22 protein-coding genes and 1 pseudogene are annotated in these 21,484 nt (G+C 70.2%); 16 read left to right on the top strand and 7 right to left on the bottom strand.

Annotated elements, in window-relative coordinates:
* Positions 1–135: 135 nt before the first annotated feature.
* On the bottom strand, positions 136–852 hold the full coding sequence (locus ABEA43_RS53190) for a DUF2306 domain-containing protein (RefSeq protein WP_345574348.1): 717 nt from the start codon (positions 850–852) through the stop codon (positions 136–138).
* A 164-nt stretch (positions 853–1,016) separates the two neighbouring features.
* Between ABEA43_RS53190 and ABEA43_RS53185 the strand changes: the two genes are divergently transcribed.
* The 7 genes from ABEA43_RS53185 to whiA all read left to right on the top strand — a co-directional run bounded on the left by ABEA43_RS53185 (position 1,017) and on the right by whiA (position 7,737).
* Positions 1,017–1,421, top strand: a complete 405-nt coding sequence (locus ABEA43_RS53185) for a Rieske (2Fe-2S) protein (protein WP_345574346.1) — start codon at positions 1,017–1,019, stop codon at positions 1,419–1,421.
* Positions 1,422–1,541: 120 nt separating this feature from the next.
* On the top strand, positions 1,542–1,997 hold the full coding sequence (locus ABEA43_RS53180; RefSeq protein WP_345574344.1) for a Rieske (2Fe-2S) protein: 456 nt from the start codon (positions 1,542–1,544) through the stop codon (positions 1,995–1,997).
* A gap of 45 nt (positions 1,998–2,042) precedes the next feature.
* Entirely contained in the window at positions 2,043–2,504 is a 462-nt protein-coding gene (locus tag ABEA43_RS53175) for a Rieske (2Fe-2S) protein (protein WP_345574342.1), read from the top strand.
* Between the two features lie 110 nt (positions 2,505–2,614).
* Entirely contained in the window at positions 2,615–4,519 is a 1,905-nt protein-coding gene (gene uvrC, locus ABEA43_RS53170; protein ID WP_345574411.1) for an excinuclease ABC subunit UvrC, read from the top strand.
* Between the two features lie 76 nt (positions 4,520–4,595).
* Positions 4,596–5,504: an RNase adapter RapZ gene (rapZ, locus tag ABEA43_RS53165; protein ID WP_345574340.1), complete on the top strand. Its 909-nt coding sequence runs from the start codon at positions 4,596–4,598 to the stop codon at positions 5,502–5,504.
* A 224-nt stretch (positions 5,505–5,728) separates the two neighbouring features.
* Positions 5,729–6,685: a gluconeogenesis factor YvcK family protein gene (locus ABEA43_RS53160; RefSeq protein WP_345574338.1), complete on the top strand. Its 957-nt coding sequence runs from the start codon at positions 5,729–5,731 to the stop codon at positions 6,683–6,685.
* Between the two features lie 71 nt (positions 6,686–6,756).
* Positions 6,757–7,737: a DNA-binding protein WhiA gene (gene whiA, locus ABEA43_RS53155; protein WP_138714326.1), complete on the top strand. Its 981-nt coding sequence runs from the start codon at positions 6,757–6,759 to the stop codon at positions 7,735–7,737.
* A gap of 346 nt (positions 7,738–8,083) precedes the next feature.
* Here the strand turns inward: whiA and ABEA43_RS53150 are convergent, their stop codons facing one another.
* Complete coding sequence (locus ABEA43_RS53150; protein WP_345574336.1) at positions 8,084–8,632, bottom strand: hypothetical protein; 549 nt, start codon at positions 8,630–8,632, stop codon at positions 8,084–8,086.
* 141 nt (positions 8,633–8,773) lie between these two features.
* Positions 8,774–9,412, bottom strand: coding sequence for a hypothetical protein (locus ABEA43_RS53145; RefSeq protein ID WP_345574334.1), 639 nt, complete (start codon positions 9,410–9,412; stop codon positions 8,774–8,776).
* A gap of 184 nt (positions 9,413–9,596) precedes the next feature.
* Here ABEA43_RS53145 and gap point away from each other — a divergent pair, with 184 nt between their 5' ends.
* The 5 genes from gap to ABEA43_RS53120 all read left to right on the top strand — a co-directional run bounded on the left by gap (position 9,597) and on the right by ABEA43_RS53120 (position 13,383).
* Positions 9,597–10,601, top strand: a complete 1,005-nt coding sequence (gene gap, locus ABEA43_RS53140; RefSeq protein ID WP_345574332.1) for a type I glyceraldehyde-3-phosphate dehydrogenase — start codon at positions 9,597–9,599, stop codon at positions 10,599–10,601.
* Between the two features lie 61 nt (positions 10,602–10,662).
* A complete protein-coding gene (locus ABEA43_RS53135; protein ID WP_345574330.1) occupies positions 10,663–11,850 on the top strand; it encodes a phosphoglycerate kinase in 1,188 nt (395 codons plus the stop codon).
* A gap of 1 nt (position 11,851) precedes the next feature.
* Positions 11,852–12,634 carry a triose-phosphate isomerase gene (tpiA, locus tag ABEA43_RS53130; protein WP_345574328.1) on the top strand — a complete coding sequence of 261 codons (783 nt, stop codon included), beginning with the start codon at positions 11,852–11,854 and terminating at the stop codon, positions 12,632–12,634.
* A gap of 99 nt (positions 12,635–12,733) precedes the next feature.
* Entirely contained in the window at positions 12,734–12,964 is a 231-nt protein-coding gene (gene secG, locus ABEA43_RS53125) for a preprotein translocase subunit SecG (RefSeq protein ID WP_189652417.1), read from the top strand.
* Between the two features lie 74 nt (positions 12,965–13,038).
* Positions 13,039–13,383, top strand: a complete 345-nt coding sequence (locus ABEA43_RS53120; protein ID WP_082310244.1) for an RNA polymerase-binding protein RbpA — start codon at positions 13,039–13,041, stop codon at positions 13,381–13,383.
* Between the two features lie 60 nt (positions 13,384–13,443).
* Here the strand turns inward: ABEA43_RS53120 and ABEA43_RS53115 are convergent, their stop codons facing one another.
* Together ABEA43_RS53115 and ABEA43_RS53110 are read right to left on the bottom strand one after the other, a co-directional pair.
* Positions 13,444–15,051: an amidohydrolase gene (locus ABEA43_RS53115; protein WP_345574321.1), complete on the bottom strand. Its 1,608-nt coding sequence runs from the start codon at positions 15,049–15,051 to the stop codon at positions 13,444–13,446.
* 81 nt (positions 15,052–15,132) lie between these two features.
* The gene (locus ABEA43_RS53110) at positions 15,133–16,509 is read right to left on the bottom strand and encodes an NAD(P)/FAD-dependent oxidoreductase (RefSeq protein ID WP_345574320.1); all 1,377 of its coding nucleotides are present in this window, start codon (positions 16,507–16,509) and stop codon (positions 15,133–15,135) included.
* A gap of 108 nt (positions 16,510–16,617) precedes the next feature.
* On the opposite strand from ABEA43_RS53110, the gene ABEA43_RS53105 reads away from it, so the two are divergent.
* On the top strand, positions 16,618–17,640 hold the full coding sequence (locus ABEA43_RS53105; RefSeq protein WP_345574319.1) for a GNAT family N-acetyltransferase: 1,023 nt from the start codon (positions 16,618–16,620) through the stop codon (positions 17,638–17,640).
* A gap of 159 nt (positions 17,641–17,799) precedes the next feature.
* Here ABEA43_RS53105 and ABEA43_RS53100 read toward each other — a convergent pair.
* Positions 17,800–18,252: pseudogene (locus tag ABEA43_RS53100) on the bottom strand (Clp protease N-terminal domain-containing protein); the annotation flags it as partial.
* A 74-nt stretch (positions 18,253–18,326) separates the two neighbouring features.
* Between ABEA43_RS53100 and ABEA43_RS53095 the strand changes: the two are divergent.
* The 3 genes from ABEA43_RS53095 to ABEA43_RS53085 all read left to right on the top strand — a co-directional run bounded on the left by ABEA43_RS53095 (position 18,327) and on the right by ABEA43_RS53085 (position 20,624).
* A complete protein-coding gene (locus ABEA43_RS53095; RefSeq protein ID WP_345574318.1) occupies positions 18,327–19,088 on the top strand; it encodes a hypothetical protein in 762 nt (253 codons plus the stop codon).
* Between the two features lie 64 nt (positions 19,089–19,152).
* Positions 19,153–20,022, top strand: a complete 870-nt coding sequence (locus ABEA43_RS53090) for an oxidoreductase (protein WP_345574316.1) — start codon at positions 19,153–19,155, stop codon at positions 20,020–20,022.
* A gap of 11 nt (positions 20,023–20,033) precedes the next feature.
* On the top strand, positions 20,034–20,624 hold the full coding sequence (locus ABEA43_RS53085; RefSeq protein WP_345574314.1) for a TetR/AcrR family transcriptional regulator: 591 nt from the start codon (positions 20,034–20,036) through the stop codon (positions 20,622–20,624).
* Between the two features lie 18 nt (positions 20,625–20,642).
* On the opposite strand, the gene ABEA43_RS53080 is transcribed toward ABEA43_RS53085, so the two are convergent.
* Positions 20,643–21,389 carry a class I SAM-dependent methyltransferase gene (locus tag ABEA43_RS53080; RefSeq protein ID WP_345574313.1) on the bottom strand — a complete coding sequence of 249 codons (747 nt, stop codon included), beginning with the start codon at positions 21,387–21,389 and terminating at the stop codon, positions 20,643–20,645.
* Between the last annotated feature and the right edge of the window lie 95 nt (positions 21,390–21,484).

The raw sequence follows: 21,484 nt of genomic DNA, 5'->3' as shown, positions 1-21,484 counted from the left end.
TCGGCCCCCGCGCCTGAGGGCGTGGGGGCCGACGTGCTGCGGGGCGAGGCCGCGGCCGGGGGCGGTCTCGATGGGGGCGCGGGGCAGGCTTGGGACGGTCTTCAACGGGCGCGGGGCGGCAGGTTCAGGACGGCCTCAGCGGGTGCGGCGGCGTTTGGCGGCGTCTCCGCGTTCGAGCCACCACTCCGCCAGCAGCAGCGGCAGGACCCAGCCGAGCCACGCGCCCAGCCCCGAGATCGTGGCGACCAGCAGCGCCTCGTCACCATGGAACGTCGTGCCGAGCTGCGGCGACAGCATGATCGTGAACAGCACGCCCCAGAGGCGGTTGGTGATGATGGACATCGTCAGGGCGAAGCTGCGCACCATCCACCGGCGATGGTCGACGAACCTGCGCTGTCTGGCCATCCGCCATCCGGCCAGCGTGCAGCCCAGCCAGAGCAGCGCCAGCATGACGTCGCTCACCATCGTGACCGGGCCGAAGGGAGTGGCCACCCCGACGGTCAGGCCCAGCAGGCCGGCGGGGAGGCAGCCGCCGAAGACGTACACGCGGCCGATCATGCGGTGCGTCCGCGGATGGCGCTGACGGAACCACGGCCAGATCTGCAGGCAGCACGTGATCATCGCGATCGAGCCGAAGACGACGTGCAAGGAGAGCATCACGAAGTGCGGCGGGAAGAAGTCCGGGGCCGGCACGCGGGACTGGGCGGGGTCCATGGACAGGTAGGGCGGCACCGAGAACGCGAGGAACACGGCCGCCACCACCGCCGGCGGCGCCACCCATGGACGGCGCCACCACCGGGGCTTGGCAGGCTCTGCGGCGGATTCTTCCGGGCGTGTGGTCGTAACAGTCATGGGCGCAATGTGACCCGTGCCGCTGACCGCGGGCCTACCACCCGCTGACCGGACCGAGGGGTGCCGCCCATAAAGTTGAGTGAGGGTAACGGCCTGACCTGCACGGGGTCAGCGGGGACGCGGAGGGTCGGCAAAAAATGGCGGTTAAGGAGCGGGGCGGAGCCATGCCGGAAAACGGGCTCGGGCGGCGCGAGATCCTGGGGGTGGCGGGCGTCGCGGCGTGCGGGCTGGCGCTGGCCGGGTGCGGCACGGGCGGCGCCAAGGCGCAGCAGAGCATCAAGGGCAAGGTCATCGCCAAGACCGCCGACGTGCCCGTGGGCGGGGGCAAGCTCATCGAGGATCTGCAGCTCGTGGTGACGCAGCCGGCGGAGGGCGTCTACAAGGCGTTCAGCTCGGTCTGCACGCACAAGGGGTGCGCGGTCAGCACGCCCAAGGAGAACATCATCAAGTGCGCCTGCCACGGCAGTGAGTTCGCCGCCGACAGCGGGAAGGCCACGAAGGGGCCCGCGACCGCGCCGCTGGCCTCGTTCCAGATCAAGGTGGAGGGCGACGGCATCGTCGTCGTCTGAGCAGGGTGGTGCTCTGAACAGGTAATTGTGCGTAGTTGCCCCGATTGGGCTCAGGCACGCTGAACCGGCGCGAGGTCGCTGGCCGTACCTGAAGAGAGAAACAATCTGGGAGGACGCACCATGACGGAAACGACGCGCCGGAATATGGTGCTCGGCGCTGGCGGCGCCGGGCTCGCGGCGGTTCTGACGGCGTGTGCGAGCTACGGCTCGCCGACGACGGAAGCCAGCGCGGAGCCCGAGGAAGAGGCGTCGTCAGACGCGCCGAAGAAGAAGACGGAAAAGAAGGCGGCCAAAGCGCTGGCCGCCACCGATGACATCCCCAAGGGCGGCGGGAAGGTCTTCGAGAGTCAGAAGATCGTGGTCACGCAGCCGACCGATGGTGATTTCAAGGCGTTCACGGCGGTGTGCACCCACCAGGGTTGTACGGTCGCCAGCGTCTCGAACGGGACGATCAACTGTCCCTGCCACGGCAGCAAGTTCAAGATCGAGGACGGCTCCGTCGCGGACGGTCCCGCGAGCGAGCCGCTCAAGGAGAAGAAGATCACCGTGGACGGTGACAAGATCATGCTGGCCTAGCGGGCGTCTCATGAATTTCTCACCTGCGTGCGGTTGGGTGAGCGCATGGGAGATGACCTTCAGAGTCGCCGGGCGGTGATCGCGAGCGTGGGAGCGGGTGGCCTGGCGCTGGCGATCACCGCTTGCGGCGGCGGCACCGACACCGCACAGACCGCCGGTGGCGCCACGGACTCGAGCGCGCCTCAGTCCAGTGCGCCTCAGTCCAGCGCGCCGCAAGCCGGTGGGGCGCTGGCCAAGACCGCCGACATCCCCGTCGGCGGCGGCACGATCTTCAAGGACCAGAAGATCGTGGTCACGCAGCCCGCGTCGGGCCAGTTCAAGGCGTTCAGCGCGGTGTGCACGCACAACGGGTGCACCGTCGGCAGCGTCTCCGACGGCGTGATCGTCTGCCCGTGCCACAACAGCAAGTTCGCCATCGCCGACGGCGCCGTCACCGATGGCCCCGCCGACAAGCCGCTGCCCGAGCAGCAGATCAAGGTCGAAGGCGACCAGATCACGCTCGCCTAGCGTGACGGCACCCCGAGACTGCCCGCCGTACCCTGGCTGAAGGTACGGCGGGCAACCTTGTCGGTGCGGGCTACTACTCTTTGTACGTGGCGAGATCAGCGGGCAGCCCCTTGAGTTTCCGGCCCAAACCGGGTTCGATCCCCGATTCCCCCGGGGTCTACCGGTTCAGGGACGCGCACGGCCGGGTGATCTACGTAGGCAAGGCCAAGAGCCTCCGGCAGCGGCTCAACTCCTATTTCGCCGACTTCTCCGCGCTGCATCCGCGCACGCAGACCATGCTGACCACGGCGGCCGACGTCGACTGGACGGTCGTCAGCACCGAAGTCGAGGCGCTGCAGCTCGAATACTCCTGGATCAAGGAGTTCGACCCGCGCTTCAACGTCAAATACCGCGACGACAAGTCCTACCCCTACCTCGCGGTCACCATGGGCGACGACTTCCCGCGCGTGCAGGTCATGCGCGGCGCCAAGCGCAAGGGCACCCGTTACTTCGGCCCCTATTCGCACGCCTGGGCCATCCGCGAGACCGTCGACCTGCTGCTGCGGGTCTTCCCGGTGCGCACGTGCAGCGCGGGGGTGTTCAAGCGGGCCGGGCAGATCGGCCGGCCGTGCCTGCTCGGCTACATCGACAAATGCTCGGCGCCCTGCGTCGGCCGGGTCACCCCGGCGGAGCACCGCGAGCTGGCCGAGGACTTCTGCGACTTCATGGCGGGAAACTCCAGCCGCTTCATCAAGCGGCTGGAGAAGGAGATGCGCGACGCCGCCTCCGAGCAGGAATACGAGCGCGCGGCCCGGCTGCGGGACGACATCCAGGCCCTGCAGCGGGCGCTGGAGAAGCAGGCGGTCGTGCTGGGGGAGGCGACGGACGCCGACGTGATCGCGCTGACCGAGGACCCGCTCGAAGCCGCGGTCCAGGTCTTCTACGTGCGCGGCGGCCGCATCAGGGGGCAGCGCGGCTGGGTGGTCGACAAGGTCGAGGAGACCTCGCCCGGCGAGCTGGTCGAGCAGTTCCTGCTGCAGATGTACGCCGAGGCGAGCCCCGACTCGATGCCCCGCGAGGTGCTCGTGCCCGTGCTGCCGCCCGACAACGAGGCGGTCACCGAGCTGCTCACCGAGCAGCGCCGCGCCCGCGTCGAGGTGCGCGTGCCGCAGCGCGGCGACAAGAAGTCGCTGATGGAGACCGTCGAGCGCAACGCCAAGGAGTCGCTCGCCCAGCACAAGATCCGCCGCGCCAGCGACCTGACCACCCGCAGCAAGGCGCTGCAGGAGATCGCCGACGCGCTCGACCTCGACCAGGCGCCGCTGCGCATGGAGTGCTACGACGTCTCCCACCTGCAAGGGGAGAACGTCGTGGCGTCCATGGTGGTGTTCGAGGACGGTCTGGCGCGCAAGAGCGAATATCGGCGTTTCGCCGTGAAGACCAAGGAAGGCGACGTCGCCTCGATCTACGAGGTGATCATGCGACGGTTCCGCCGCTACCTGGAGGAACGTTCCGCCACCGGCGAGCTGGCGGCCGACGATGACGACGGCCACGGGCCCATCGACCCCGAGACGGGCCGGCCGCGCAAGTTCGCCTACCCGCCCAACCTGGTCGTGGTCGACGGCGCCGGGCCGCAGGCGGCGGCCGCCCAGCGGGCGCTCGACGAGCTCGGGATCGACGACGTGGCGGTGTGCGGCCTGGCCAAGCGGCTGGAGGAGGTGTGGCTGCCCGGCGATGACCAGCCGGTCATCATGCCTCGTTCAAGTGAGGGTCTCTACCTGCTGCAACGGGTGCGAGACGAAGCACACAGGTTCGCCATCACCTACCATCGTTCCAAGAGGTCCAAGACGGTGAAGGAGAGCGCGCTCGACAGCGTGCCCGGTCTCGGCCCGGCGCGCAGGCAGGCGCTGCTCAAGCACTTCGGCTCCGTCAAGAAGCTACGCGAGGCCACTGCCGCCGAGATCTGCGAGGTTCCCGGCATCGGTCCGTCCATCGCCGAGGTCATCGTGTCCACGCTGAAGGGAGAGTCATCGTGATCTCGACAGGAGACCCGGCCGGCCACGCCGGGAGCAGGTTGGTCCGTTCGCAATCGTGGCCGGGGAGGACGCTGAAATGAACACCCGTGAAGCCGGTCCCGCGGATCGGGGTGATGCAGTGAGCACGGAGCGGGCGTTCGTCATCGTCACCGGCATGTCCGGCGCGGGGCGCAGCACGGCGGCCAAGGCGCTCGAGGACCTGGGCTGGTTCGTCATCGACAACCTGCCGCCCGGGCTGCTGTTCGCGATGGCGGAGGAGGCGGGCAAGGTCAAGCTGGCCGCCGACAAGGTGGCGGCCGTCGTCGACGTGCGCAGCCTCGCCTTCACCACCGACCTCAACGCCGCCATCGAGGAGCTCGAAGGGCGCGGCGTCCGGGTGCGCGTGGTGTTCCTGGAGGCCAGCGACGAGGAGCTGGTGCGCAGGTTCGAGAACGTCCGCAGGCCGCATCCGCTGCAGGGCGAAGGCCGGCTGGTCGACGGGATCACGCGGGAGCGCGGGATCCTGCGCGAGGTCCGGGCCAACGCCGACCTGGTGATCGACACGTCGTCGCACAACGTGCACGATCTGCGTAACAAGATCGTCGCCTACTTCGGCGGGGAGGACCGGCCGGGGCTGCGGCTCAACGTCGTGTCCTTCGGCTTCAAGTACGGGCTGCCGGTCGATGCCGACCTGGTGGTCGACTGCCGGTTCCTGCCCAACCCGCACTGGGTGCCCGAGCTGCGGCCGATGAACGGCCTGGAGGCCCCGGTCCGCGACTATGTGCTCGGGCAGCCGGGCGCCAAGGAGTTCCTCGACGCGTACGAGGAGGTCCTGCAGGTGGTTGCGGCCGGATATGCGCGCGAGGGCAAGAGCTATGCGACGCTTGCGGTGGGTTGCACCGGTGGCAAGCACCGTAGCGTGGCCATGGCCGAGCAGGTCGGCGCCCGCTTGCGTGACCGCGGGATGGAGGTCCAGGTGAGTCACCGGGATGTGGGGCGGGAGTGACCGATGAAGAAGTCTCCGCGGCTTTGCCGGACCCGGTAGAGGGGATCCCGCGCCGTCCGGCTGGGGATGCCCCCGGCGGGGGCGACGGGACCGGGAGTGTCCTGGGCGAGGGCGGTCATTCGGGCGAAAGTGCGTCTACGGGCGAAGGCGGTCATTCGGGTGAGGTCTCTGCGCAGGTCGCGGGCGGAGTGAGTTTGGGCGGAAGTCTTCCTTCGGGTGAGAGTTTGCAGGGTGGCGGGCCCTATCCGGGGATCGGGCCGAGGGTGGTGGCGCTGGGCGGCGGGCACGGGTTGTTCGCCTCCCTCTCCGCCTTACGGGTCGTCACCGACCGGCTGACCGCCGTGGTGACCGTGGCCGACGACGGCGGATCGAGCGGGCGGCTGCGTCGCGAGCTCGGTGTGCTGCCGCCCGGTGATCTGCGGATGGCGCTGGCCGCGCTGTGCGGTGACGACGAGTGGGGCAGCACCTGGAGCGAGGTGGTGCAGCACCGCTTCCGCAGCGAGGGTGATCTGCACGGGCACGCCGTCGGAAACCTGCTGATCGTGGCGCTGTGGGAGCTGCTCGGCGACCCCGTGGCAGGGCTCGACTGGGTCGGGCGGCTGCTCGGCGCGCACGGCCGGGTGCTGCCGATGGCCTCGGTGCCGCTCGACATCGTGGCCGAGGTGGAGCTCGACGGCGTCGTCTCGATAGTGCGCGGGCAGGTGGCGTGCGCGCTGACGCCCGGCAGGGTGCAGGCGATCTCCCTGGTCCCGGAGGACCCGCCGGCGCGGCCCGAGGCGGTCGCGGCGGTGCTGGACGCCGACTGGGTGGTGTTCGGGCCTGGGTCGTGGTTCACCAGCGTGCTGCCGCATCTCAAGGTGCCCGAGCTGGCCAGGGCCCTGCACGAGACCAGGGCCAAGCGGCTCGTCACGCTCAATCTGGCGCCCCAGCCCGGCGAGACCGACGACTTCTCCCCCCAGCAGCATCTGGAGGTGCTCAGGCAGCACGCTCCCGAGCTGTCGATGGACGTCGTACTCGCCGACACCAGGGTCGTGGACGACCCCGACGCGCTCGACAAGGCCGCCGCGGCCCTCGGCGCGCGGCTCGTCATGGCGGACGTGGCGGCCTCGGACGGCTCCGCGAAGCATGACCCACGACGTCTTGCCTCCGTCCTGGACGAGATTTTCCTCCAGAAGCGTTGATCCTGGTCGGCGTGGCGCGAAGGTGCGAGAGACTGACGAGAGCCGGTCTGAATGGGGGAGGACTAACGCTTATGGCGATGACAGGTGTGGTGAAAGACGAACTGAGCCGCCTGCCGGTGCTTAAGCCGTGCTGCCGAAAGGCGGAGGTTTCGACGCTGTTGCGGTTCGCCAGCGGCCTGCACCTGGTGGGCGGGCGGATCGTGATCGAGGCGGAGCTCGACACCAATGCCACCGCGCGGCGGCTGATCAAGGACATCGGAGAGGTGTTCGGGCACAAGGCGGAGGTGCTGGTGCTGGCGCCCGCTGGGCTGCGTAAGGGGTCGCGTTACGTGGTGCGGGTCTACCGTGACGGCGAGGCCCTGGCCCGCCAGACGGGGCTCATCGACAATCATGGCCGCCCGGTGCGCGGCCTGCCGCGCCAGGTGGTGGCGGGGGCCGCCTGCGACGCGGAGGCGGCCTGGCGCGGGGCGTTCCTGGCGCACGGCTCGCTGACCGAGCCGGGGCGTTCGATGTCGCTCGAGGTCACCTGCCCGGGGCCGGAGGCGGCGCTGGCGCTCGTGGGGTCGGCGCGGCGGCTGAAGATCCACGCCAAGGCGCGCGAGGTGCGCGGCGTCGACCGGGTCGTGGTGCGCGACGGTGACGCGATCAGCGCGCTGCTCACCCGGCTGGGGGCGCATGACAGCGTGCTGGCCTGGGAGGAGCGGCGGATGCGCCGCGAGGTGCGGGCCACGGCGAACCGGCTGGCCAACTTCGACGACGCCAACCTGCGGCGGTCCGCGCGGGCGGCGGTGGCGGCGGGCGCGCGGGTGCAGCGGGCGCTGGAGATCCTTGGGGAGGAGGCTCCCGACCATCTGGTGGTGGCGGGGCGGCTGCGGGTGGAGCACAAGCAGGCGTCGCTGGAGGAGCTGGGGCAGATCGCCGATCCGCCGCTGACCAAGGACGCGATCGCCGGGCGGATCCGGCGGTTGCTGGCGATGGCCGACAAGCGCGCGTCCGACCTGGGGATTCCCAACACCGAGGCGAACCTCACCGTCGACATGCTCGCCCCCTGACCGCCGATCTGTGACGCGGTGGGGGTTTTACCACCATCCGTTACGGCGGTGCACGGTGGGCCGCACGCGCCGACGTGCGTGGCCGTCTGTCATGGCCGGTCGTGAAGGCTCACGGGCCTGGCGCCGTGACGACGCGCAAAGTCGGCCTGGTCCGTGGCCCACGAACTCGCGGGAGTCTGCACGTTCGGAGGCCGGGGCGAGCGACTACGGGAGTTGTCGGCCGTGTGGGTCCCGGGCGTTCGGCGCGTGTGCATGTGCTGGGGTGGTGGGGTCGGGCCGGGCGTGTGGTCTGCCGCCACGATGCGCGCGTTGATGGGTGCCGCTCCGGAGGGCGTGCCGGCGGGGCTCAGGTGGTCGGCGTGCTGGGGGAATTCGGTGCGGTGACGGATTGGGCGATTCTGGGGTGGGTGGCGGCCGTGGCGGTGGCATGAGTGCGGGCGTGCCTGCTTGCCGTGCCGGTGGTGCGTCTGATGGCGACGGTGCAGGCGGTTATCGCGCTCGCCGCCCAGTACAGGATGGATTCTGGGGATTCGCCGATCAGGGCGTTGAAGCCGGTGACGATCTCTGCGGCGGCGGTCGCGTACGTCATCGGCAGGCCCTGCTGTCCGGCGTGGTCCATGAGCAGGAGGGCGGTGCCGGCCACCTGGCCGAGGGCCGCGCCTGTGAGGCCGAGTAGGGCGGCCAGGGGTGGCAGGAGCGGCAGGAGCGGGCCGGTGGTCCTGCTGGCCCTGGTGGGCGTGACGCCGAGGCCGGTCAGGGCGCCTAAGCCGATGGTCGCCAGGCCGATCTCGTACTGCGTGAGGCCGATGAGCGCGCCGTAGAGTGCCGCTCCGGCGAGCATGACCGGCAGGCCGGTGATGATGCCCGGGAGCAGGGCTGACCTTCGCTGCGACATGTTCAGGGGTTCCCGTGGGGGAGGAGGAACTACCTTTGCCCGATCATGGGCCCGGGATCAAGGAAAGCCCGGGGCGGGGAACTGCCCGCGGAAGGAAGGGTCCGGGTCGGGGGAAGCGCCCGGGCCAGGGAGTGGCCCGGGTTACTCCTTGGCGGGCTTGCGGGGGGCGAACAGGTCCGTCGTGGGCTGTTGCGCGGGCGCCTGGGCCGGCTCGAACGGGGCCCGGTACTCGGGCTCCTGCGACTCCTCCGCCGCCTCCGTCAGCTCCGCACGCTGGGCACGGCGCACGCGGATGACCCTGAGCGTGAGCAGCGCCAGAGCGGCCAGGGCCGCCACGCCGACGTAGAGCCAGGCGGCCCACGTCTCCGCCGGTGAGCCCCGGTAGAGCGACGGCGCGGAGGGGAGGCCCGCCAGGAAGTTGTCCAGGGTGACGTCGGCGAGGTCGGCGGGCCCCCGTTCGGTGGGAGCCGCGGCCAGAGCGCCGATCATGATGGACTTGCCGGCGACCTGCCCGGCCGCGACGGCGCCGCCCGCGTACAGCGCCGAGAAGGGAAGCAGGACGACGCTGCGCGGGCGTACGGCGCCCATCGCGAAGGCGACCAGGAGGGCGATCGCCAGCGACAGCGCCAGCGAGAGCGGAAAGCCGTTGCCGAACGTCGTGACGCCGCTCGGCATCCGCTCCTGGAACAGGACGGCCGCCCCCAGCGCGGCCGCACAGATCAGTGCGGTGAGCAGCCCTGTTAGTAGTCCGGGTAGTAGACCGGACCGCTTATGTGACATCTCAGCCCCCAGAGAATGCACGAATTTACTCCGATGAGTCGGGCACTTTACTCGAACCTCACAAAAGGTGTCGTCTGAACGACGATTCAGAGCCGGGTACCTGCAGTGGTCTAAACCAATTTGGGTCCGATAAGGTTCGTGGTTGAGGTTCAGCCCGCCATCTGGTTCGAGGAGATCGGTTCCCGTGAGCATCCGCGTAGGCGTCAACGGCTTCGGCCGCATCGGTCGCAACTTCTGGCGCGCTGTCGCCGCCAGCGGCAAGGACATCGAGATCGTCGCGGTCAACGACCTGACCGACAACGCGACGCTCGCTCACCTGCTGAAGTACGACAGCATCCTGGGCCGCCTGCCGTACGAGGTGAAGGCCACCAGCGACGAGATCATCGTCGACGGCAAGGCGATCAAGGTCTTCGCGGAGCGCGACCCGGGCAAGCTGCCCTGGGGCGACCTGGGCGTGGACGTGGTCCTGGAGTCCACCGGCCTGTTCACCGACGCCGCCAAGGCCAAGGTGCACGCCGACAACGGCGCGAAGAAGGTCATCATCTCCGCGCCCGCCAAGAACGAGGACGTCACCATCGTGATGGGCGTCAACGACGGCGACTACGACCCGGCCAACCACACGATCATCTCCAACGCCTCCTGCACCACCAACTGCCTGGCGCCGATGGCGAAGGTCCTGCACGACACCTTCACCATCGAAAAGGGTCTGATGACCACCATCCACGCCTACACGCAGGACCAGAACCTGCAGGACGGCCCGCACAAGGACCTGCGCCGCGCCCGCGCCGCCGCCCTCAACGTGGTGCCCACCTCCACCGGCGCCGCCAAGGCCATCGGCCTGGTGCTGCCGCAGCTCAAGGGCAAGCTCGACGGCTTCGCGATGCGCGTGCCGATCCCCACGGGCTCGGCCACCGACCTCACCGTCGAGCTCGGCCGCGACGTCACGGTCGAGGAGGTCAACGCCGCGGTCAAGGCCGCCGCCGACGGCCCGCTCAAGGGCATCATCAGCTACACCGAGGACGAGATCGTCTCCTCCGACATCGTCACCGACCCGGCCTCCTGCATCTTCGACGCCGGTCTGACCAAGGTCATCGGCAACCAGGTCAAGGTCGTCGGCTGGTACGACAACGAGTGGGGCTACTCCAACCGCCTCGCCGACCTGATCGAGCTGGTGGGCCGCGGCCTCTGATGCCGAGGCGCACACGTCGGGGCGCGCGGCAGGCGCGCCCCCCGGGAACAGGAGCATGAGCATGCGCACGCTCGACGATCTCGACGTGAAGGGCCGGCGCGTGCTCGTGCGCACCGACCTCAACGTCCCTCTCGACGGGGAGACGATCACCGACGACGGCCGCATCAGGGCCTCGGTGCCGACGATCAGGACACTGGTCGGCCGCGGCGCCAAGGTCGTGGTCTGCGCCCATCTCGGCAGGCCCAAGGGCAAGGCGGACCCGAAATACTCGCTCAAGCCGGTGGCCGAGCGCCTGGGCGAGCTGCTCGGCCAGGACGTGGCCTTCGCCGCCGACGTGGTGGGCGACAGCGCGCGCGAGACCGTGGCATCGCTCCAGGACGGTGAGGTCGCCCTGCTGGAGAACCTGCGTTACGAGCCCGGCGAGGAGTCCAAGGACGACGCCGCCAGGGGCGCGTTCGCGGCGAAGCTGGCCGGCCTGGCCGAGCTCTACGTGGGCGACGGCTTCGGCGCCGTGCACCGCAAGCACGCCAGCGTCTACGACGTGCCCAAGCTGCTGCCGCACGCGGCGGGCGGGCTGATCGTGGCCGAGGTCGAGGTGCTGCGCAAGCTGACCGAGGACACCGAGCGCCCCTACGTGGTGGTGCTGGGCGGCGCGAAGGTCTCCGACAAGCTGGGCGTCATCGAGAGCCTGCTGACCAAGGTCGACAGGCTGCTCATCGGCGGCGGCATGGCCTACACCTTCCTCAAGGCCCAGGGCTACGAGGTGGGCGGTTCGCTGCTCCAGGAGGACCAGCTCGACCAGGTGCGCGGCTTCCTCTCCGAGGCCATCGAGCGGGGCGTCGAGCTCGTGCTGCCCGTAGACGTGCTGGCGGCGGTCACGTTCGCCGCTGACGCCGATCACGACGTGGTCGAGGCCACCGCGATCCCCGCCGACCGGGAGGGGCTCGACATCGGGCCGAAGACGCGCGAGCTGTTCGCCTCGAAGCTGGCCGACGCCAAGACCGTCTTCTGGAACGGGCCCATGGGCGTGTTCGAGTTCGAGGCGTTCTCCGGCGGCACGAGAGCGGTGGCCGAGGCGCTGATCGCGTCCGACGCCTTCACCGTGGTCGGCGGCGGCGACTCGGCGGCCGCCGTGCGCAAGCTGGAGCTCCCTGAGGACGGTTTCTCGCACATTTCGACCGGTGGCGGGGCCAGCCTCGAATACCTTGAGGGCAAGAGCCTTCCCGGACTCGCAGCCCTGGAGGACTGAGTTGACTCAGCGGAAGCCCCTCATCGCCGGCAACTGGAAGATGAACCTCAACCACCTCGAGGCCATCGCAACCGTCCAGAAACTGGCGTTCGCGCTCGGCGACAAAGACTTCGACAAGACCGACGTCGCCGTCCTGCCGCCGTTCACCGACCTGCGCAGCGTGCAGACGCTCGTCGACGGCGACAAGCTCAGGATCGTGTACGGCGCCCAGGACCTGTCGCAGCACGACGCAGGCGCCTACACCGGAGACGTGTCCGGCGTCATGCTGGCCAAGATCGGTTGCACCTACGTCACGATCGGCCACTCCGAGCGCCGGCAGTATCACGACGAGGACGACGACCTGGTCAACGCCAAGGTCCAGGCCGCCTACCGGCACTCGCTCACCCCCATCCTGTGTGTGGGAGAGGGGCTGGCGGTGCGTCAAGAAGGCCGCCACATCGCGCACAGTCTTGCCCAACTCGACGCCGCGCTGCGCAAAATCACCGCCGAGCAGGCAAAATCGATAGTGGTGGCCTACGAACCGGTGTGGGCGATCGGCACCGGCGAGGTGGCCACCCCAGAGGACGCCCAGGAGGTCTGTGGAGCGTTGCGAGTGAGACTCGCTGAGCTCTACGACGCCGAAGTGGCCTCTGCGGTACGTATCCTTTACGGTGGCTCGGTCAAGTCAGGCAATATCGCAGGGATCATGGCGCAGCCCGATGTCGACGGCGCGCTCGTGGGTGGCGCCAGCATCGACGCGGGAGAGTTCGCGAAGATCTGTCGTTTCTCCGATATGCCTGGCTAACTGAGTCGTTCGGGGGGTGCGACTTGACACCAGGCCGTACCCTCAAGAAGCAAGTTTGAATCGTCACGCGTAACAGAGCATTGAAGGAACAGGCATACCGTGGAAATCGGAATCTCCATCGCCCTCATCCTGGCGAGCGGTCTCATGATCCTGCTCGTGCTGCTCCACAAGGGCAAGGGTGGCGGCCTGTCTGACATGTTCGGCGGCGGCTTCTCGTCGAACTTCGGTGGTTCCTCGGTGGTGGAGCGCAACCTCGACCGGCTGACCGTCATCACGGGCACCGTGTGGTTCGTCTGCATCATCGCTCTCGGCCTGCTTTTGCGGCCCTGAGCAACAAAGTTAACGCGTGACAGTGATTCTCCCCCCGTGCCTGCGCGCGGGGCGATCGAGCGAGGAGTTCATCCGTGGGTAGTGGCAACGCGATCCGTGGCAGCCGAGTCGGTGCCGGCCCGATGGGGGAGGCCGAGCGCGGCGAGGCAGCTCCGAGAGTGCGGGTCTCGTTCTGGTGCGCCAACATGCACGAGACGCGCCCCAGTTTCGCCAGCGACGCGGCGGTCCCCGAGATGTGGGATTGCCCACGTTGCGGCCTCCCAGCCGGACAGGACGAGGAGGCCCCGCCTGCCCCGCCCAAGAATGAGCCGTACAAGACGCACCTGGCCTACGTGAAGGAACGCAGGAGCGACAAGGACGGCAAGGCGATCCTCGAGGAGGCACTGGAGCGCCTGCGCAACAACAAGTCCCCCTGGTAGACAGGCGTTGATCGAAGGGCCCTGGGATGTTGTCCCAGGGCCCTTCGTCGTTCCCGAGGCTCAGCCTGAGGGGCGCTCGTAGACCGGGACGCCGTCCACGAACGTCATCCGCACCCGCGTCGTCCAGATGTCCCCTGGCGCGAGCTCGAACGGGTCGCGGTCCAGGACCACCAGGTCGGCCGGGCGGCCCGGCGCGACGGCGCCGGCCGGGGAGCGGTTGATCCAGGCCGAGCCCGCCGTGTACGCCGTCATGGCCGTGGCCAGGTCGATGCGCTGGCCGGGCAGGAACGGGGTCTGCGCGGTCGGGTAGCCGGCGTGCACCGAGCCGCCCGGCTCCGTGCGGTTGACCGCCACGTGCATGCCCTGCAGCGGGTCGGCGCTCGACACCGGCCAGTCGCTGCCCGCGCAGAACCGCGTGCCGTGCGCCAGCAGGTCCGCGAACGGATACTGCCACGACGAGCGCGGCTCGCCCAGGAACGGCAGCGTCAGCTCGTCCATCTGGGCGTGGTGCGTGGCCCAGAGGGGCTGCAGGTTGGCCGTGACGCCGAGGGCGGCGAAGCGCGGAACGTCCGTGGGCTCGATGATCTGCAGGTGGGCGATGTGGTGCCTATTGGCGGGGTCGGTGCCTTCGAAGCTGTCCAGGGCCTCGCGCACGGCCCGTTCGCCGATGGCGTGGAAGTGCACCTGGAAGCCGTGCCTGTCCAGCTCGGCCACGTACTCCTTGAGCTTGTACGGGTCCACGTACGACAGGCCCGTGCCGCCGCACCGGCAGTAGGGCTCCAGCGTGGCCGCGGTGAAGTTCTCCGTGATGCCGTCCTGCATGATCTTGACCGAGGTGGCCGCGAAACGGTCGAGGCCGGCGGCGGCGGCACGGCGTTCGAGCAGGTCGCCGATCTGGTCGAGGCCGCGCGTGCGGTCCCACCACAGGGCGCCCGTGACGCGCGCCCGTAGCCGTCCTGAGCGGGCCGCGGCCACGTAGGTGGGCAGTTGGTCCTCCGAGCCCGCGTAGGAGCCCACAATGGCGTCCTGCCAGCCCGTGACGCCCAGCGAGAACAGGTGGGCCTCGGCGTCCGCCAGGGCGTCCTGCAGGTCCTGGGGGGTGGGACGGGGGGTGAGCAGGCCGACGAGGTCCATGGCGCCCTCGTGCAGGACGCCGGTGGGCACGCCCGCGGCGTCGCGCTCGATCCTGCCGTCGGCGGGGTCGGGGGTGTCGGCGGTGACGCCGGCGCGTTCGAGTGCGCGGGTGTTGACCCAGGCGGCGTGGTGGTCGCGCTGGATCAGGTAGGCGGGGCGGTCGAGGAAGTCGAGCTGGTCGCGGTGCGGGAGGCCGCCCGGGAATGCCGACATGTCCCAGCCACCGCCGTCGATCCACTCTTTATCGCGATTTTTCGCGGCGTAGTCGGCGATCTTCGCTATGTAGACATCGAGTCCGAAATCTTCGGACAAATCGCACTTTGATCGTTCGAGGCCCGCCTGGACCGGATGCACGTGTGCATCGGTGAACCCCGGTGTCAGCAGGCCGCCGTCCAGTTCCACGGTCTCGTGGGCCCGCCGTGCCAGCTCGCCCTCCGGACCCACCGCGGCGATCAGGCCGCCGCTCACCAGCACAGCCTGGGCCAGGACGCCTTCCGGGGTGAAGACGCGGCCTCCTCGGAAGAGGATGTTCATGAGAGTCCCTTTCTCGACCGGTCCATCTTGCCGCCCCGGCCCAGTGCTCGGGCCGAGGGCGGCCGGGCCGGGGAGCCGGGATCAGTGGCCGGTGATCAGGTCGGCGAACCGGGCCAGGGCCGAGGTACGCGGCATGGTGCGTTCACGATGGTCGGCCACCCGGTACAGGCGGTACATCGCGTGCACGCCCAGCCACCGCAGCGGCTCCGGCTCCCAGGCGCGGACCTTCCTGCCCACCCACGGCAGCGACGTCAGCTCCGTCTCCTCACCGAGGATCAGGTCGCGCAGCGTCCGGCCCGCCAGGTTCGTCGTGGTGACCCCGTGGCCCGTGTAGCCGCCCGCCCAGCCCAGGCCGGTGTCGGGATCCACGTGGACCGTCGAGCACCAGTCGCGCGGCACCCCGAGCACCCCAGACCAGGCGTGCTCGACCGAGGAGGAGCGGGCGGCGGGGAAGAACTCGGTCAGCAGCCCCCACAGCGCCTCGACCGTCCATTCGTGGGTGTGGCCGCGGGCGTCGATGCGCGAGCCGTAGAGGTAGGGCCGCCCCCGCCCGCCGAACGCGATGCGGTCGTCGGCGGTGCGCTGGGCGTACATGTAGTAGTGCGCCATGTCCCCGAGCAGCTCGGCGCCCTGCCAGCCGACCTCGTCCCAGAAGGACGGGGGGAGGGGGGCGGTGACGATCATGGAGCTGTTCATGGGGAGCCACTGCCTGCGCAGGCCGTCCAGGCGGGCCGTGAAGCCCTCGGTCGCGCGGATCACGTGGCCGGCCGACACGGTCCCGTACGGGGTGACCGCCCGGTGCGGCGTGATCCCGGTCACGGGGGTGCGTTCGTAGACGGTCACCCCGAGCTCGCGTACGACCCTGGCCAGGCCCTGCGCCAGCTTGGCCGGCTGGATGCGGGCGCAGTGGGGGCTCCAGGAGGCCGCCAGTGCCCCGGCGACCCGGATGCGGGCCGACGGGTCCACCAGGCGCAGGTCGGGCTCCTCGATGCCCCACGAGCGGGCGGAGGACACGCTGTCGCGGAGCCTGCCGGCCTGGGCCGGGGTGCGGGCCACGTTCACGACGCCGCCCTTGACCAGGTCGCAGTCGATGGACTCCTTCTCGCAGACCGCGATCACCTCGTCGATCGAGGCGTACATCTCGCGCTGCAGCCGCCGCGCGCCCTCGCCGTAGCGCTCGTGGGAGCCGGCCAGGTCGCCGGTCAGCCAGCCGCCGTTGCGCCCCGAGGCGCCGAACCCCGCGAACTCCTGCTCCAGCACCACCACCCGCAGGGACGGGCGCGCCCGCTTGAGGTAGTACGCGGTCCACAGGCCGGTGTAGCCGGCTCCGACGATGGCCACGTCCGCCTGGAGGTCGCCGTCGAGGCGAGGGCCGGGCTCCGGTACGCCGGAAGACCGGTACCAGTAGGACACGTCGCCGTTTACGAACCCGGACGACAGGGGAACACGCGCGCTCATAGCGACATATCATCCTATATCGGGATAAGTCGTCGCATCATGCGACGAAGTGCGCAATGAAACACGTAGTTAGCGGCGGCGTAACAGCCACCAGGCATGCTCGGAGGCATGGGATTCTTGCGCATCCGCACCACCGTGGACGAGCGACCCGGACGGCTGGCCTCCCTCGCCGCGGCCCTGGCCGCACGGGGCGGCAACATCCTCGGCCTGAGCGTACAGTCTGACGCCGACGGCACCGTCGACGAGTTCGTCGCCGACATCCCCGCGAACCCCGAAACCGTACGCGCGGCGCTGGAGGCGGCCGGCGGCCGTCGCGTCCAGGTCGTGCCCGCCACCGCCCACGAGCTGACCGACGAGCCCACCAGGGCGCTGCTGCTGGCCTCCAGGCTGCGCTCGATGCCGTGGCGGCTGCCGGAGCTGCTGGCCGAGCTGCTGCGCGCGGACGACGCCAGGTGGATCTATGGTGAGGCCGTGAGCGATCTCCCCGACCCCACCCAGCTCGTGGTGCCCGTGGCGCCCAGGCGCGCCGTCCGGCTGCGCCGGGCCGAGCTGCCGTTCACGCTGACCGAGGCGGCCAGGGCGGCCTCGTTCGCCAGGCTCGCCCAGCCGGCGTCCGAGCAGAGCCCGGCCGAGCGCGGCGTCAAGCTCGCCGACGGCGTGGAGGTCACCGTCCGGCCGCTCACCTCGATCTACCGCGAGGCCGTACGCGACCTGCACGACAGGTGCTCGCCGGAGTCGCGCAGGTTCCGCTACTTCACCTCGATGCCCGCGCTGCCGCCGCGCATGTTCGACCGGCTGTGCGACAGGAGCAGGGGATACTCGATGGTCGCCGGGCACGACGGGCAGGTCGTGGGGATGGCCAACCTGATGTTCACCCCCGACCCCGGCATCGCGGAGATGGCCTTCCTGGTCGAGGACCGCTGGCAGGGGCGCGGTCTGGGCACGGCGATGGCCAGGATGCTCGTACGCGCGGCCCGCGATCTCGGGTACGCCGAGGTCAGGGCCACCATGCTGTCCGACAACGCGCGGATGCGCCGGCTGCTCGTCTCCCTGGGCGCGACGCTCGGCTACACCGAGGACCCCGGCGTCGTCGAGGCCAGGCTCCCGGTCGGGACGATGGTGTCAGCCTAGGCCCTCGTCGTCCCGCCGCTCCTCGGGCCGGTCGCCCGCCTGATCATCGGTCTGCGCGGCGGGCGGCTGGATGCCGAGGTGGCGTTCGATGCGTTCCAGGCTCTCCTGGATCTGCGCGAGACGTTCGCCCAGGGCGTGTCCCGACGGGAAGAACATCTCGGCGGGCCGCTCCTTCGGGCCCCTGCCCACGCGGTCGAGCAGGCGCTGGCGCACGTCGGTGAGGTCCGCTCCCGCGTCCACGAGCGCCTGGGCGGCCAGCCCCTCGCCCTCCCTGATGAGGCCGAGCAGGATGTGCTCGGTGCCGATGTAGTTGTGCCGGAGCTGGAGCGCCTCGCGCAGTGACAGCTCCAGGACCTTCTTGGCCCGCGGTGTGAAGGGGATGTGCCCGCCGGGCGACTTGGCGCCGCGGCCGACCTCGCGCTCGACGAAGGCCCGTACGTGGTCCAGTTCCACGTCACAACTGTCGAGCACCAGAGCGGCCAAGCCCTCACCCTCGTGGATGAGGCCGAGCAATATGTGCTCCGTGCCGATGTAGTTGTGGCTCATCATCCGCGCTTCCTCCTGAGCGAGGACGACGACCCTTCGCGCACGGTCGGTGAAGCGTTCGAACACCGGGGGCCCTCCGATCGACTGGGGCTGCCTCCACTATGCGCTACAAACTCGGCGATGTGGGGTATTTGTCCTGTGTGGATCTTGACGAAGTGGCAGGCAGGCTCTACGCGCTGCCGCCGTCCGAGTTCACCGCCGCGCGCGAGGCAGAGGCCCGCGCGGCCAAGGACGCGGGCGACGTACGGCTGTCGCGCGATATCGCGAAGCTGCGCAGGCCCACGGTGTCCGCGTCGGCGGTGAACCGGGCCGCCCGCGAACATCCCGACGAGCTGGCCGAGCTCCTCGACGTGGGCGAGCGCCTGCGCGCGGCCTGGCAGGAGCAGGACGCCGGCGCGCTGGCCGAGCTGACCCAGCGCCGCAACGACGTCACGGGGCGGCTGGGCCGGCTCATCAGGCAGTCGGCCGGCCTGTCGGCGGCCGCGGGCGGCGAGGTGGATCAGACGCTCGACGCGGCCGTCGTGGACGCGGACGCGGCGGAGCAGGTACGGCGCGGCACGCTGGCCAAGCCGCTCAGCTACAGCGGCTTCGCCCCCGCGCCGGTGACGCGCGCACGGCCCGCGGCGAGGAAGAAGACGCCGGAGGGCGAGGCCGCCAAGGCCCGGGAGCGCGCGGAGGCCGAGGCCAGGAAGGCCGGGGAACGCGCCGAGGCGGAGGCCGCGCACAAGGAGTGGCGTACGGCGCTCGACGCGGCGGCGAAGGAGCACGACGAGCGCGCGGAGAAGGTGGCGCGGCTGGAGGGCAAGCTCGCCAAGGCGCGCAAGAAGCTCGACGACAGCCGGCAGCGGCTGGAGGTGACCCAGCGCGAGGAACGTCAGGCGCGCCGGCGCCTGGAACGCTGACCCGCTCGCGGCGGACGTGCATGGGTTATGGTGTACGAAACGGTTCCGTACACTTGGAGTGGCGATGACGACCTGGACCCCTGCCTCCATGCCCGACCTGACGGGCAAGACGGCGATCGTGACCGGCGCGAACACCGGCATCGGCCTGCCCACCGCGCTGGAGCTGGCCAGGCACGGCGCCCATGTCGTCGTGGCCGCCCGCAATCCGGGCAAGGGCGCCGCCGCGGTCGCCGAGATCCAGCGGGCGGTGCCCGGCGCGGAGGTCGAGTACGGCCGGCTCGACCTGTCGGACCTGGCGTCGGTCAGGACGTTCGCCGCGGGCGTCGGCAAGGTCGACCTCCTGGTCAACAACGCGGGCATCGGCATGATCCCCCGTCAGGAGACCAAGGACGGCTTCGAGATGCAGTTCGGCACCAACCACCTGGGCCACTTCGCGCTCACGGGCCTGCTGCTGCCGCTGCTGCTCGCCGCCCCGGGGGCCCGCGTGGTGAACGTCTCCAGCGACGCGCACGCCATGGGCAGGCTCGACTTCGGCAACCTGGACCTGGAGCGCGGCTACGGCAGGATGAGCGCGTACGGCCGGTCGAAGCTGGCCAACCTGCTCTTCGCCCTGGAGCTGCAGCGGCGCGCCCAGCGGGCCGGCGCGGACCTGATCAGCGTCGCCACCCACCCCGGCGCGACCGCCACGAGCATCTTCAAGCTCGGTCCCCTGCAGCCCCTCCTCGGCCTGCTCTTCAAGGGCCCGGCCCGCGGCGCCCTGTCCTCCCTGTACGCCGCCACCTCCCCGGACCTGCGCGGCGGCGAGTTCGTCGGCCCGACGCTCAAGCTGCTCACCCCCTCGGAGACGGCCAGGTCGGAGGAGGTCGCCAGACGGCTGTGGGACGTGTCCACCGAGCTGACCGGCGTACGATTCGATGAGATCGCCTACAGCTGAAGGACGTGTACGTGGCTCCACTCGACCCTGAGCGCGACAGGGCCATCCTCGACGCCACGATGGAGCTGCTGTCGGAGGTCGGCTACGACCGCATGTCGGTCGATCAGATCGCCAAGCGGGCCAGGGCCAGCAAGGCCACCATCTACCGGCGCTGGGCCGGCAAGCCCGAGCTGGTCGTGGACGTCATCTGCCGGCGGTTCGACATGGACACGCCGCCGGGGGAGGACACCGGGACGCTCAGAGGCGACCTGGCCTCCATCTTCCGCGGCCTGTGCGAGGCGGTGGAGCGCAAGCACACGCTGGTCATCGGGCTGTCCTCGACGCTGGTGTCCAACCAGGAGCTGGCCCGCACGCTGCGCGAGCACATGCCGACGAAGAACCTCGGCGACGTGCGCGCGCTCCTGGAGCGGGCTGTGGCGCGGGGCGAGCTGCCGGGTCCGGTGGACGCCGGCCGGGTCTTCGCGGTCGCCGAGGCGCTGGTGTGGCACCGCATGATCTTCACGGGGCCGGCGTTCGACGAGCCGTTCGCCGCCGAGTCGGTCGACGGGGTGCTGATGCCCCTCGTCACCGCCTGGTCGTCGAGCGACACCCTGGCCCGGTGAAAAGGCCGGTGTAAGGGGTCAGCGGGTGGCGTGGGCCAGGTAGGCGCATACGGGGAAGCCCTCGCGCGCGTACGGGGCCGCGAGCCGGTCGTAGTGGCCCCTGATGCACTCGACGGTCTCCGGCGGCTGCCTGGCGATCACGTCGAAGCGCGGGCCGCCCGCCTGGACGACGTCGGTCCACCACGACGCGAGGTCCACCTGGTGGCGCCAGCGCACGGTGTCCACGGCCGCCGCCTGGAAGCCCGCCTGCGCGAGCAGGGCGGTGAAGCGCGGTGGCGTGTCGTTGCCGGTGAACGGCCGGTCCGGGGGCTCGTAGGGGATCCTGGAGGCGGCGATGGCGTCGGCGAAGACGTTGGTGGCGGTCATCTCGTCGGCCTTCCACCAGGTCAGGGCGAGGATGCCGGTGGGACGCAGCACGCGGTGGAGCTCCTTGAGCGCCTCGGCCGTGCCCGCGACGTGGTTGATGACGAAGTTCCCCGTCACGGCGTCGAACTGCTCGTCCTCGAACGGCAGCACGGGCAGCGTGGCCCGCCGGATCGTCGCGTAGGGGTGGCGGCGGGCGGTCAGCTCCAGCATGCCGGGATCGGCGTCCACGGCGGTGACCTCGGCGCCCAGCGCCAGCGCCGCCGAGGTGACCACGCCGGTGCCGCAGCCGACGTCCAGCAGCCTCGGGGCACGGCCCGCGCAGGTCAGTGCCAGGAGCGGGGCGACGGTGTGGGAGCTGAGGTGGGCGAAGCCGCGATCGTACGCTTCGGCGTTGGTCACGCACGCCAGCTTAGCTCAGCCGCCAAAACTAACATCTTCATGTGAAATTTCGCCATAAAGCCTATTTTTTCGCGAAATGTCGCCCCTAGGGTCGT

The sequence above is a fragment of the Nonomuraea rosea genome, assembly GCF_039539705.1.
GTDB lineage: Bacteria > Actinomycetota > Actinomycetes > Streptosporangiales > Streptosporangiaceae > Nonomuraea > Nonomuraea rosea.
The sequence above is the reverse complement of the archived record's forward strand: the minus strand, read 5'-3'. Positions and strand labels throughout refer to the sequence as shown.